The organism is Enterobacter sp. ECC-219, assembly GCF_043966805.1.
GTDB classification, from domain to species: Bacteria; Pseudomonadota; Gammaproteobacteria; order Enterobacterales; family Enterobacteriaceae; genus Enterobacter; species Enterobacter cloacae_N.
In genome coordinates, this window is record NZ_CP143680.1 from 1619230 (window position 1) to 1633275 (window position 14046).

Below are 14046 nucleotides of genomic sequence, written 5' to 3' on the forward strand. Positions count from 1 at the left end.
CGTGTAGAGAATTTCCTGCTCCGGAAAATATAAGGCTGAAATTTGGCTGATGAATTTATGAGGTGGGCTGAAAAAATTGTTAATCATCAATGCATAAGTATTGAATTTAATGAGGAACGGAAAATCTCATGAACATCTCCTGAGTGCTGTATGGAGTTTAAGAATTATCTGGAACTTAATATCACTAACCAGGGAGTTTAATTAATAAGGGATGCGTCACAATGCCCGGTGTTTCATATTGTTCTTTACGTCAAAAATTATCCGTGTGGGTAATCCTCTTACATTATTTATTTTCCATCTTTTTGCTTACGGTCCCCCCCGTCGCGCGGGCGCAAACTGAAACCCGTGCGACCGTTGAAAGCGAAAGCAATCAACCCCTGCGGGATAAAATGGCCGGCATATGGGGAAGCGCCCAACAAAACGGCGCGGGTGATGCCCTGCGCGGCGCGGCAAACAGCGAGGTAAATGCCGCATTAACGCAGGAGGTGGAAGCGTGGTTAAACCATACCGGCGGGAAAGCCCGCGTTACGGCAGATGTCGGTATTGGCGGGAGCGATAGTCGCGATTTTGGGCTGGACTATCTGTGGCCGGTTAAAATCTGGCAACACGACATTCTGTTCACTCAGATGAGCGCACACCGCTGGAACGAGCGCGATATCCTTAACGTCGGCCTGGGCTGGCGACATACCTTTAACCCGCATTTGATGGCGGGTGGAAACCTCTTTTTCGATCAGGATGTCACGCGCCACCATAACCGAATGGGGGCGGGCGCCGAGCTGTGGAGCGATGGGATTCGTGCGTCAGCGAACTACTACCTGCCCCTGAGCGGCTGGCGTCATTCTGACGACAGCATGTTTAATGACGATCCCGACCGCTATGAACTGTATGAACGTGCCGCCCGCGGCTGGGATCTCAATCTTGAGACGGCGCTTTCACAGCACGTCGCGCTCAAAATGGGTTGGTTCCAGTGGTATGGCGACAAAGTGGACGTTAACGGCAGCCGCAGCGAGGCCAGCCGCAATCCTCACGGGCTTAACCTCGGGCTTAAGTGGCAACCTGTGCCGCTGGTAGGGGTCAGCGCGGAGCAGAGCATGATTAGCGGGCAGCGGGATAACTTCTCTGTGGGGCTGAATTTCCACTGGGAGTTTGGCCGCAAACTCTCCGAAATGCTGGCAAGTGAAAATGCGGCGGCTTTACCATCGCTGATGCAGTCCCGCACAGAGTTCGTTACCCGTAATAACAACATCGTTCTTGCCTATAAGCAGGAAGAAAAAGACAGACGCCTCTATTTCACCCCTACGGAAAAAACCACGCAGGCTGGCGTGCCGCTGCTTCATGTGGTGAAAGGTGGGCAGGGGGGCGTCATTCGCTACATCTCCTCCAACACGACGATCGCGACCGTGGAGCCGGGCAGCGGTCTGGTGAACCCAACGCATCGGGGCGATGTCACCATCACCGCGACGGAAACGTCACCTGTCGATCCTCAGCACGTGTTGAGTTCCGCCAGCTATCATCTGACCGTAACGCCGGGGGATTTTGCCCCTTCCGTTGAAGGCGTTGCCATTAAAGGGGACATGTCACCCGGCAAGATCCTGGAGGGAAGTTACCTCTATAAATCCAATGAAGGGGAAGATGAAGATCCCGAGCAAACCCGGCTGCGCTGGTATGACGCAGATTCAGGCGTAGTGCTCAAGGAAGGGAGTACCACCTATGAGGTGCAAACGCGTGATATGGCCCGCACAGTGATCTTCGAAGTCACGCCAGTCAACAAAAAAGGGATCGCGGGTAACAGTGGCTCGGCAACGGTTAATGGTAGCGCGAAGCTAGGCGCACTGCATATTGGCTTGATGACACCGGGCGAAGTCCGCCCGGACGGCAGTGTGAAGTTTTATGTTCAGAGCAATGGCGCTCTGCAACTACTCACTGAAGTAAAAAACGATAAAGAGGAGGCGGTGGAAGGGCTGACGGTTTACTGGACAAGCCAGAATGCGTTGGGCCATTTGTCACAACACGTAACGCACACCGACCCTAAAGGCCAAACGTCGGTGAGTGTGGAAGAGATTATGAGCAGCGGTCAGGATCAGATCACGGCCTCGCTCTCCCCGCTGGTAGCAGGCTATAGCGGCAACGTTACTGAAGATAATGGCAGACACAGCCATATGAAACTGAACGTCAATTTTGCCAAAGCCAACAGACTGACCTTCATTCAGCCTCCTGAGCACGCAATGGTGGGCGCAGCCCAGTCATTTACGGTGAAACTCACCGATCAGGATGGCGAAGACTTTAAAACGAGTGTTGATATCGCCTGGCAAAGCAACGGTCAGCCAATAGAGCAACCGACCCACACTAATGATCGGGGGGAGGCAAGTATTATCCTGACAGCGCCGACGCTGGTGGGAACAGACTGGGAGGTAACCGCTGCCGTAGAGGGCGGCAACCCTGTGACGGTAAAAATTCCCCTGGTGGCTGATGTTGCAACGGCAAAAGTCAGTGCGCTGGAGGTGATCGACAATAACGCCGCAGCAGACGGGACGGACACCACGCGCGTCAGGGTGACGGTGAAGGACGCCCACGAGAACCCGGTTGCCGGGCAGGCGGTGAATTTCAGGGCCGGAGAGGGGGTTATCCTTCCGGCAACGGCAACGACGGAGAAGGACGGCACCGTCACCGTCAGCCAGACCAGCCTGAAGGCCGGGGAGTTCCGGGTGGAGGCAACCACCGGCGATAACTGGACGCAGGCGAAGTCTGGCCTGGTGACGTTCACGGCTGACAGCAGCACGGCAAAAGTCAGTGCGCTGGAGGTGATCGACAATAGCGCCGCAGCAGACGGGACGGACACCACGCGCGTCAGGGTGACGGTGAAGGACGCCCACGAGAACCCGGTTGCCGGGCAGGCGGTGAATTTCAGGGCCGGAGAGGGGGTTATCCTTCCGGCAACGGCAACGACGGAGAAGGACGGCACCGTCACCGTCAGCCAGACCAGCCTGAAGGCCGGGGAGTTCCGGGTGGAGGCAACCACCGGCGATAACTGGACGCAGGCGAAGTCTGGCCTGGTGACGTTCACGGCTGACAGCAGCACGGCAAAAGTCAGTGCGCTGGAGGTGATCGACAATAGCGCCGCAGCAGACGGGACGGACACCACGCGCGTCAGGGTGACGGTGAAGGACGCCCATGAGAACCCGGTTGCCGGGCAGGCGGTGAATTTCAGGGCCGGAGAGGGGGTTATCCTTCCGGCAACGGCAACGACGGAGAAGGACGGCACCGTCACCGTCAGCCAGACCAGCCTGAAGGCCGGGGAGTTCCGGGTGGAGGCAACCACCGGCGATAACTGGACGCAGGCGAAGTCTGGCCTGGTGACGTTCACGGCTGACAGCAGCACGGCAAAAGTCAGTGCGCTGGAGGTGATCGACAATAACGCCGCAGCAGACGGGACGGACACCACGCGCGTCAGGGTGACGGTGAAGGACGCCCACGAGAACCCGGTTGCCGGGCAGGCGGTGAATTTCAGGGCCGGAGAGGGGGTTATCCTTCCGGCAACGGCAACGACGGAGAAGGACGGCACCGTCACCGTCAGCCAGACCAGCCTGAAGGCCGGGGAGTTCCGGGTGGAGGCAACCACCGGCGATAACTGGACGCAGGCGAAGTCTGGCCTGGTGACGTTCACGGCTGACAGCAGCACGGCAAAAGTCAGTGCGCTGGAGGTGATCGACAATAGCGCCGCAGCAGACGGGACGGACACCACGCGCGTCAGGGTGACGGTGAAGGACGCCCACGAGAACCCGGTTGCCGGGCAGGCGGTGAATTTCAGGGCCGGAGAGGGGGTTATCCTTCCGGCAACGGCAACGACGGAGAAGGACGGCACCGTCACCGTCAGCCAGACCAGTCTGAAGGCCGGGGAGTTCCGGGTGGAGGCAACCACCGGCGATAACTGGACGCAGGCGAAGTCTGGCCTGGTGACGTTCACGGCTGACAGCAGCACGGCAAAAGTCAGCGCGCTGGAGGTGATCGACAATAACGCCGCAGCAGACGGGACGGACACCACGCGCGTCAGGGTGACGGTGAAGGACGCCCATGAGAACCCGGTTGCCGGGCAGGCGGTGAATTTCAGGGCCGGAGAGGGGGTTATCCTTCCGGCAACGGCAACGACGGAGAAGGACGGCACCGTCACCGTCAGCCAGACCAGCCTGAAGGCCGGGGAGTTCCGGGTGGAGGCAACCACCGGCGATAACTGGACGCAGGCGAAGTCTGGCCTGGTGACGTTCACGGCTGACAGCAGCACGGCAAAAGTCAGTGCGCTGGAGGTGATCGACAATAGCGCCGCAGCAGACGGGACGGACACCACGCGCGTCAGGGTGACGGTGAAGGACGCCCATGAGAACCCGGTTGCCGGGCAGGCGGTGAATTTCAGGGCCGGAGAGGGGGTTATTCTTCCGGCAACGGCAACGACGGAGAAGGACGGCACTGTCACCGTCAGCCAGACCAGCCTGAAGGCCGGGGAGTTCCGGGTGGAGGCAACCACCGGCGATAACTGGACGCAGGCGAAGTCTGGCCTGGTGACGTTCACGGCTGACAGCAGCACGGCAAAAGTCAGCGCGCTGGAGGTGATCGACAATAACGCCGCAGCAGACGGGACGGACACCACGCGCGTCAGGGTGACGGTGAAGGACGCCCATGAGAACCCGGTTGCAGGACAGGCAGTGAGTTTTGATGCCGGAACCGGCGTCATCATTCCGGCAACGGCAGAGACCGGGAAGGATGGTACCGTTACCGTCAGTCAGACCAGCCAGAAAGCCGGGGAGTTTCAGGTAAACGCGACCATTGGCGATAACTGGTTACACGCAAAATCTGTTCTGGTTAACTTTGTGCCAGGAAAGGTCAACCGGGTGACTTTTATCGACGAGCCGGAAAGTGTTCAGGCGGACGGTGCCACTCATGCCACCTGGCAGATAGCGATGTTCGACAGCTTTAATAATCCTGTGCCAAATACGGCTGTAAACTGGATTTTCCCCGAGGCACTGGCGACAAAAATCGACAGCCAGAGCGATACAATGACCAACAACTCTGGGGTGGCTAAGTTGACGCTGCAAATGGGTACAGTAAAAGCGGAAAATCTGGTCGTGACCGCGAAATCGGAAAACAACGTAGAGGATTCCTCCTCGATTGCCCTGCCGCCGGTTGCAGGTAGCGTTGAACTTACGATGGCATCGACTGCACGCGTGGACGAACCTGTCACGCTCACGGTAACGGCAAAGGATAAAGGCGGAGTACTGATGCCTGGCGCTGTGGTCACGTTTAGTAGCAACCATCCGGACTGGATGGTGATAACGCCAGAAAGCGCAACAACGGGCAGCAACGGTGTAGCCACCGCCGTGGCTACCATCAGACCGGAAAAAGGGTTTGGTGCAATGGGAGGCTATACCCTCACAGCGAAAGTCAGCGATTCAGTGAAGGATTCGAAAACGTTACAGCTCAGTGTAGGGCAAATTGATTACGCGAAGTCGAGTCTGACCCCCGTCAGTGACACGATGGTCGTTGGCAATCAGTTATCCATGCTGATAGCGATGAAGGATAAGTTTGGTAACCCTGTCAGTGGCCTGACGGGACGAATCGGCGCCGTGCTGGCCGATAGTCAGGGGAGAAACAATGGAGGATTGATCCATACTAATAGCGGGGGCATTGTAGAGACTGAAAAAGGAAACTATCCGTTCAATGTAAAAGGAACACGTGCTGATACCTATACTGTCACCCCTATTGTAGACCGAGTTGAGTTAAGCGCGCTTAAAGCGACCGTTAAGGTGATGGCGCAAAAACCCTGGATCGCGGGTACGCCACAAATAGGTTACACCCTCACGATAGGCAAAGGTTCTGGGTTTAGTACCGCAACAGTCAACTGGAAGGTTAATGGCACAATCTACCGTTCGATCGCCAATACCACGGTGGACAACGCGTCGCTTGAGTTGACAGACGCCACTCTGATAAACCAAAAAGTGAGCGTAGAAATTATCGATAGCCAAAACTCATCAATGCGGCTTGAATCAGATTCGGTCACGATTCGAGGTACACCTTCCGCGAGTAATGTGCAGATTAAGGGCGATCCAGTATATGGAAACCAAATATCGGTGGACTATGTTTATCAAGCCAACGGCGGAGGCGATGAAAGCGGAACTCAGTATCAATGGTACTGGTCTGAGAACATTTACGATAAATCTCCGACACCTATTACCGGAGCTACCGGAAGAACGCTGAAGACCGATCGAGGCCAGTACGGGTTATATCTTTATGTCTCGGTCACGCCAAGGGGCAGCGCTGGCGGCTCAGGTGCTAAGGTATTTAACGACGGGTATTTCAGGGTTACAGATGCGGGTACACCTTCTGTCAGCCAACTTCATATTGAGAATGAAGCCCGGGTGGGTAATACAATTGAGGCCAGTTATATCTTCAATGCTAATGGCAGTGGTGAGGATAACTCGTTATATCAGTGGGCTTCATGGGATGAATTTAGCGGCCGTTATCGGGATTTAGACGGAGAGACCGGTAAAACGTTATACATAAAAGAAGCCTATGGATTTTTGAAAGATATCCGGGTAAGTGTTACCCCACGCGGTACTCTGGGGTCGCAAAGAACAGGTGATACTGCCTATTCTGCCCCGGTTAATATCGTCAAATAAGCGCTCTCCGTGTTAACCATTAACACCTATATCAGCGTGGTATAATTTACCTTTCGCAGGCTCCCGGAAACGGGACCTGCGGTTCGTTTTTTCCCCCGGAAGGTCCCATCACAGGCCCTTTCCGCTTTGGCAAACTGTTCTGTATCATGGTTAAATAATCTGACGGCTTAATGGGAGGGAATACCTGTGTTAGCGTGATGCTAATAAATACTGGAATTAAAAGTAATGCTGGATGAAAAAAATGGATTCAGCATTTTGACAGGTGGGTTCGTTAATTCAATATAAGGTGATGTTGTAAGCTGGGGTATGGGTTTTTCTATGATCCTGTTAGCTGGTTCTTAACGAAAAAGAGGCTCGCATGCATGAAAAATGCTTATCCTGAAAAACAAGCATCCATACTCATCGGTGATGCAGCCACGCATTTATCCTTGCAGGGTATTAATATTGATCATGTTTCGCTCAGTCATTACCTGAGTAAAAAACTTGAGTATGCCAGGCGTATTGATGATTGCTTGTATGCTGAGGTGATTGGTATTGCACTTGCAATGTTGAAGGAAAACGCCAGGCCAGCCGAACGGTTCTGTTATAACGATGAGGCGTGTCGCGATAAACCTGTCGCTTAAAAGCATGGCGTGTTATTGCATTATCAGTCCTGCCTTTTGTTGCCTCGGGCAATTTTCACTTGTTCAGCAAAATCCAGAGCTTCTTTATAATCAAAACTACGCGTTCTGGCGTTATGCCTGCCGGGTAACGGTGCCGGTATTTTAACGCCGAACAGCTTTCCCGTTGTCATCAGCGCATAAACTAATTCAGCCTCACTCACGTCGGCCATCTTTGCCATAATATTCGTCCTGATACAAAAACTTAATTTCACCTGCCTTCCTCCTTTTATAATGTTCAATAATATTGTCGAGATTGGGGAGCATAAAGTTCATGGCATCAATGGTGTCCCGCCAGCCCGCCAGGGATTCATTTGCTTTTACATACCATGCATGCTGCTCGCTCCGGGGGAGATGGCCGGTGATCAAAACAAGCATGTCGGGTTTTATTCTCCTGATGAACTCCAGATACTTCACCAGATGCGTCTTCGTACCAAATGTGTCTGCATCAACAATGCAGAGCATTTTGTCTCGGGCGATAAAGTAATAGCGTGCTAGTTCCGCAAGGCCCTTTTCGAATAAAAAAGAGTTCGTCCGCACACAAACCCGAATTTTTTCAGGAGTCTGTTTAATTGATTGATCCATCTTTTGTCTCGCTTATTATGGCACAAAGTATGAGATGGCTTTCAAGCCTACTCTTCCAGTCTGAATACTGGCAAGGCAGTATATTCATTCCTCAGAATAAAATAAGGCGGAATGAGTCTTGCGATTAATAAGAATTGTCTCTGCATCCGTGAGTTAAAAACAAATAAACGATGATTTTATTCAGAGTCATGTTTTACTGCCTGATACATTAAGGTATGGTCACTGTTGAGCAAATTTGTACTTTTTTATATTTCTCAAAGAGGACATTTTCATGACAAAGACCGTCGTAGCATTAGCCATGCTTAGCGCTTTTTCAACGGCATCAGTACTTGCCAGTGACTACGCGCGAATGATCAATATTGAAAACCCTGACCATCTGAAAATCAGGGTTCAGAATGCTATTTATGAAGAGGGTTACGATAGCGATTTTATTCCTCATGTCTGGTTTGGTAACGAAGATAACGGCGTGATGAATATCATTGTCGATAATGGTGCGGTGCTGAACGAATCTATTGAAAACGGCCTTAACTGCAACTATGCCATGATTGTCAGTAAAGACAACGGCGTCAACTTACAGGCAAACGGGAAAAACTGTCGTTATAAGAAAAAGAGTTACCGTTCCATTAACTCTCCGGTGATCACCATTATTAATGATTCATCTTTAACGCTTCGCCCCTATTTTTCCGTTAACGGGAATGACTTTTTTGCTGCCGCCAGCGCGATCATCCCCAACGGGATCCGCATGTTCACCGGGGACAGTGGCGACTGGAAAAAACAGGGCGTTCGCCACGGGGATAACCTGAAAGTGAAGTTTAGCTACACGCTGGCAGAGTCGGGTTCGCAAAAAGAGGTCGTCTGCCCGTCACTGGACCCCTTAACTGAAAACCGGCTTTATCGCCTTCAGGGCGGAGAGCAGAATGCGCTTTGTGTCCTTGAGAGTAATGAGATTCACATTAAAAACGATCGTATTGTTGCCGGATGGAACAAACCTCTGACCAAAGCAGAGCTGCTGCAACGGATCGAAGCCACCGCCGCAGACGATGATGTCATCATTGATATGCCAGATGATAAATTCAAGGCCCTCTTTACCCAGCCGGATGAATATAAAATCCCGCTGAAAGCAGGGGATGCAAAGGCGACGATCACATTAGTGGTTATCAAAGGGACCATTCCCATCGCGCAGTAAAAACCGAAATAGGTTAGCGAAAAGCTAACAAGCCGTCAGGCAACATCTCAAAGAGCATGTTGCCTGACGCGTCATAGTCTTATGGAATGGCGGTCATCACCCATTGTGGTCGATATTTTTGCTCCCCACCTTTGATATCACACCAGGCCATTAGCGGGTCGGTAACAGCGCCAGTTTTTTCATAGAGTAACATTGTACTGCTCTCCGGGTTGGGTTCGGATGCTTTAACCCCTGCGGGTAGCCACCATTTGCATGCAAACTGGGAAACATCGGGTATGGAGCCCGGATCCGGAATGACCTGCGCCACATTGACGCTCGCATAACCTTTCAATGATTTCTGAGCGGCAGCCACCTGGTCATTGATGATAAAAGACGTATCGGGAATCGCGCCATCAGGAAAGAATGCTTTAATCTGCGGCCAGATCCGGGCAATCGGCATTGCCTGGTTATAACCATTCACCAGCTCACCGCTGGTACTGAGTGCCAGAACGCGCTGCGTGTAGTTATCGATCAGCGGCGCACCTACGCCCGGCTTCATAGGGTTGTTCTTATTACCCATATCGTTGTTGTATGTGCTACAACGATGCCGGAACTGACCCGCTTCGCGGTCGTATAGCTCAATAGCACAGTGGGTGCCATCTGACTTATTCACTGCAGCATACAAACGCGCATTATCTTTTTTAAACTGCGCCTGCGGCAGATAAAATTCGGTTTTTTGGGTGGCAATGTCGTTAGCCTTCGTCTCATCTCTTGGATCAATTCCTAAATAACCCAGTGATTTGACAAAATCTTCCTGCGCTTTATCGCCCGCAAAATCTAACGACAATAAACGATATTTACCGTCTCTGCTGGATGACTTGCCAAACGCTTTCACTTTGGCCGTTTTCTTTATCTGATAACTGGTACAATCATTTGGATTGACCTCAACCTCCTGAACAAACCAGACCTCTGTGGTTCTCACCTTTTTATCTTCTTTTAACGGGAAACTGCTTAATACCAGCAGGTCACCATCAACCCCTTTTTCGCCGATGCGCCATCCGGTATTGTAATGCGGTTTTTCTCGGTCATAGGTATCGCGGATCACCGCGACGGGTTTTGTATAGTTATAGATAAAAGGTGAGTCTTTAAAGCAGGAGTGCGGGAGCGGGTTTTTGTCACCCGGAATGATATTAAACAATGACATATCCTGAAGCGCTGGCTCGCCCCTGACCTGGAAGGCAATTTCGGCCTGTCGGGAAGAGGGAAGTGCAGAACCATCGGCAGCTAACAACCGTACCGTTACGCTATCACCAAAGATGGATAATGCATCGAAACTGACATGGTGCTCATCTGAGCCGCTCAGAATTTTCTCAGCCGCATAACGGTAAACTTCGTTGTTATTTTTACCTGCAATTTCCACTATCGCATCGGCGGGCAAGTTAGCATACGAGATATGGACATCAAGCAGCGCCGCATCTTCTATAACAACCGTCTCCTGCGTTTTATTTTGATTAAGATAATTATCAGCGACCTCCAGTGGGGTATTCGTTGCATGATTATTTACCGTTATTGCCTGTTCGCCTGCAAATACAGGAAGGATGCTTTGAGATCCCACGGCCAGTGAAATAAGAAGGTAAGCCAGTCGTTTTTTTGGCATATACGCACTCTCCAGTTTGTGTATTTCCGCACGTCCAGAGTGACGATCAATAACATGCCCGTCATGGCCCCGCTGGTAAGAAAAAGATATATTTTTATGATATTGTGTCTAACACCGTATTATTCCATTAGCGACCACAGGCCGCAGGCAGCGGGGCCTGCGGATCGCTCTCTACCTGAAATTTCCAGTCGTAATACGTTTTGGCTTTGGCAAACTGTTTTGGATCGTGACGAAAGCCGGTTTTTTTCCGTGGTGTACCTTTTCCGAGACTGCGCACGCCAATCCATCGCCCCTGAGGGTCGAGGATCATTCCCCAGTTTTTACTCCCGGTTAGCGGGTCGGCGAAGTGCTGGCGCAGGTGATAAAGCGGTTTTCGCCCGCGTTTATCAATAAGTAGCTGTTCAAAACGCACGGGAAAACAGCCATCACCGTTGCCGCGGTAGGCTTGTATCGCTGCGCGGATTTGATCGCCGCGAAATAAAAGCTCAGCCTCCTGCTGCGCCTGATAACGCATCTGCACCTCGTCGCGGCTTTTCAGCAGCGACAACGCCAGCGTGGAGAGCGCAATCAGCAGCAAAAGATAGGTAAAGCCTCCCTGTTGTTTAATCGAACGCATCGGGATGATCCTGCCCGGGTTTAGGTGGCGTCTCGACGTCAATAATTTGCCCTTCGTCATCGGTCTTCGCTTCCCAGATATCGCGGCGGTTGGTGATCGGATCCAGCGGCATCTGGCGCAGATAACCGGCCTCGATCAGATCCTCCAGGCTGTATGGCCCCGCCAGGCGATCGCGGCGGTAGTGATCGATCGCGCTGCGCAGCGCATGCAGGTTATGCTCGCGCACCACCTCTTTGGCTCTGTCCGCGTGCTGGAAAAATCGTGGGGCGACAAGGGTCATCAATGTCGCGATGATTGCCATCACCACCAGCAGCTCGATGAGCGTAAAACCTTTTTCACCATTGCGCATAGGGCACTCCATTCAAACCGCTGGCCGTACTGGTGCTGCTGACATCAAACACATCTTTCCCTCCGCCGCTGAAATCGCCGGGTGGCTGTGTGGATGCGCGTAACCGCCAGGTCTCTTCATCATTTTTTCCCTCGCAATCGCACATCGGATCGCGCGGAATATGGCGCAGAAAGTAGATCATCGCGCCAGTGGGCGACGTCTTATCCCGCACGCCTTCCACCAGGCTTTTTAGCGACGGCGGGTATCCGGATTCGCTGGTTTTTTTCTCAATGATGCCGTCCACGCTTGCCTGGTGATAACGGTCAATGGCATCGCGCAGCGTGCGAAGCGACTCGCGTAGCTGCGTCTCCTGCTGCCGCTGGTGATAGTTACGCATCAGCGGCGCTGCGGCAGCGGCAAGCGTGGCGAGTAGCGCCAGCGTGACGATCATCTCAATCAAGGTAAAACCGCGCTGGCGCTGCATTACGATGCTCCGTTTTCCGTTTCAGACTCATCGAGGATCGGTGGCGGCAGGGTTGCCGCGCGGTCAGGGAAATGAGCGGGCGGCGCAAGCGCCGGTGCGGTAAACCCGCTGCCAGGCTCGTCGCGCTGCAGGTCGCGCAGCTGGATGCTGTCGCCCGTTAAATCGTCGCTACCCATCTCAATGGTACTGACGTGGCTTCCCGGTAAATCGAGGTTGCGTTCGATGGTCGGCGTAATTAACAGCACGACCTCCGTGCGCTCTTTATTGTCGGAATTGCTGCTAAACAGGCGGCCCAGCCCTGGGATGTCACTTAATAATGGCGTTCCTTTTTGGGTCGTGGTTTCATCCTGCTTGATCAGCCCTGCCAGCATCTGGGTCTCGCCGTTCATACTGCTGAGCGTGGTATTGGCTTCGCGTTTCGTGGTGCGGTAATACTTTGCGCCGTTCTCGCCGGGTTCCTCGGCACCCAGGGCACTGAGCGTGAACTTCACCTCCATTGAGATATTGTCATCCATACTGACTTCCGGAGTGACTTCCAGCTTCAGGCCGACATCCTGATAATCCACTTTCTGTTGCGAAATACCGTCGTTGACGGTTGTGGTCAGTACCGGGATAGTTTGACCAATATCGACCAATGCTTTTTTATTGTTTTTCACCCGGATCCGCGGGTTTGCCAGCACTCTGGCGTTGCTCAACACCTTTTTCATGTCAATGGTCATATTGTCGACATCGACCATGATATTTTTGGCGCTCAGGTCGCCCAGCGGGATCCCACTTCCCTTTAAATCACCGTCTTTACTTTTGGCAAAACCCGCGCTGATGGTTTGCGGCAGCTTCACGCCAAGCGCTTCAAGATCGTTGGTATTCACCTCCAGCACCTCAACGGCCAGCGTGACCTCCGCTTCAGGCCGGTCGAGCGTCACTAACAGGCGCTCCGCTTTTTCCACGCTCTCTTTTGGCCCGCGCAGGGTGACGGAGTTGGTTCGCTCATCAACGTGCACATCCTTCAGCTTGACCATGTTGCGCAGGGCGACATTGACATCTTTCGCTTTCGCGTAGCCCAGGAAGATGGTTTTGACGACCACGTCACGATAGATCTTCTCTTTTTGCGCGGTAGCGGGGTAGATCAGCAACGTATTGCTGTTCAGCACTTTTTTCCGCAGGTTATTCGACAACAGCAGCACGTTGATGGCATCTTCCGCAGTGGTGCGTTTGGCGATAAGGCTGCCGGTGGTGCTGGAAGAAATATCTTTGTCGAAGATGATATTGACCCCGGTCATCTGGCTGATGGTGTTAAAGATGGCCATCAGGCTGTGCTCGCGAAAATTAAGCGCAATCGTTTTTTGCAGCTCCCGGTTCAGACGCTGCTCCGGCTGGTTGATCCGTGAAACCTCACGCATCAGATGATCGCGCAGGGCGCGCGCCTGTGGCCAGTTAGGGTCCTCTTCCAGCACCTGCTGGATTTTGTGCAGCGCGCGTGCCGGGTCGCGGGTGCTGTTAGCCACCGCCTCCTTATACAACGTGTCCAGCGCCCGACGGGCATCGAGTTTACGTAGCCCCTGCAGGGCGCGCAGGTTGCCGGGCTCATAGGTAAGCGCATCGCGCCACATTTGCGTCGCCAGGGTGTAGTTATTCTGACGCACCGCGAGATCGGCATTTTTCAGGTAGTCATTTACCAGCTTTTTGCTGATATCAGCCTGCTCGGCGCGAAGCGCAATATCCTGCGGACTGGCGATGCGCTGTTGGTCTATTTCCTTCAGCCGCTTAACCAGTACCTGTGGCGAGGCGGTCACCGATTCCCGGGCCGGAGGCGCCGCACGTTGTGCACAGCCGCTCAGTAGCGCGCATGACAACAAAAAAGTGAGAGCAATTGTTTTTTTCATG

At 53.1% G+C, this 14046-nt stretch carries 10 protein-coding genes; 3 read left to right on the plus strand and 7 right to left on the minus strand.

The window, feature by feature from the left end:
- Nucleotides 1–389: 389 nt before the first annotated feature.
- A complete protein-coding gene (locus V1603_RS07560; RefSeq protein WP_395313707.1) occupies nt 390–6668 on the plus strand; it encodes an Ig-like domain-containing protein in 6279 nt (2092 codons plus the stop codon).
- Between the two features lie 362 nt (nt 6669–7030).
- The gene (locus V1603_RS07565) at nt 7031–7291 is read left to right on the plus strand and encodes a hypothetical protein (protein WP_233003099.1); all 261 of its coding nucleotides are present in this window, start codon (nt 7031–7033) and stop codon (nt 7289–7291) included.
- A 23-nt stretch (nt 7292–7314) separates the two neighbouring features.
- On the opposite strand, the gene V1603_RS07570 is transcribed toward V1603_RS07565, so the two are convergent.
- Both V1603_RS07570 and V1603_RS07575 read right to left on the minus strand, forming a co-directional pair.
- Nucleotides 7315–7509: a hypothetical protein gene (locus tag V1603_RS07570; RefSeq protein ID WP_116341771.1), complete on the minus strand. Its 195-nt coding sequence runs from the start codon at nt 7507–7509 to the stop codon at nt 7315–7317.
- Nucleotides 7484–7912: a hypothetical protein gene (locus V1603_RS07575; protein ID WP_116341769.1), complete on the minus strand. Its 429-nt coding sequence runs from the start codon at nt 7910–7912 to the stop codon at nt 7484–7486. Before V1603_RS07575 ends, V1603_RS07570 begins: the two co-directional genes overlap by 26 nt.
- 271 nt (nt 7913–8183) lie before the next feature.
- Here V1603_RS07575 and V1603_RS07580 point away from each other — a divergent pair, with 271 nt between their 5' ends.
- Nucleotides 8184–9098, plus strand: coding sequence for a hypothetical protein (locus V1603_RS07580; RefSeq protein ID WP_395313708.1), 915 nt, complete (start codon nt 8184–8186; stop codon nt 9096–9098).
- Between the two features lie 79 nt (nt 9099–9177).
- Here V1603_RS07580 and V1603_RS07585 read toward each other — a convergent pair whose 3' ends face one another.
- From V1603_RS07585 to V1603_RS07605, 5 genes are all read right to left on the minus strand, one after another.
- A complete protein-coding gene (locus V1603_RS07585; RefSeq protein WP_395313709.1) occupies nt 9178–10734 on the minus strand; it encodes a hypothetical protein in 1557 nt (518 codons plus the stop codon).
- Between the two features lie 127 nt (nt 10735–10861).
- The gene (locus tag V1603_RS07590) at nt 10862–11350 is read right to left on the minus strand and encodes a hypothetical protein (protein WP_395313710.1); all 489 of its coding nucleotides are present in this window, start codon (nt 11348–11350) and stop codon (nt 10862–10864) included.
- Nucleotides 11337–11699, minus strand: coding sequence for a type II secretion system protein (locus V1603_RS07595; RefSeq protein WP_080442026.1), 363 nt, complete (start codon nt 11697–11699; stop codon nt 11337–11339). The genes V1603_RS07590 and V1603_RS07595 overlap by 14 nt, the downstream gene beginning before the upstream one ends.
- Nucleotides 11686–12162: a type II secretion system protein gene (locus tag V1603_RS07600; RefSeq protein WP_061099126.1), complete on the minus strand. Its 477-nt coding sequence runs from the start codon at nt 12160–12162 to the stop codon at nt 11686–11688. Before V1603_RS07600 ends, V1603_RS07595 begins: the two co-directional genes overlap by 14 nt.
- Nucleotides 12162–14045 carry a secretin N-terminal domain-containing protein gene (locus tag V1603_RS07605; protein ID WP_166710201.1) on the minus strand — a complete coding sequence of 628 codons (1884 nt, stop codon included), beginning with the start codon at nt 14043–14045 and terminating at the stop codon, nt 12162–12164. The genes V1603_RS07600 and V1603_RS07605 overlap by 1 nt, the downstream gene beginning before the upstream one ends.
- Nucleotide 14046 lies beyond the last annotated feature (1 nt).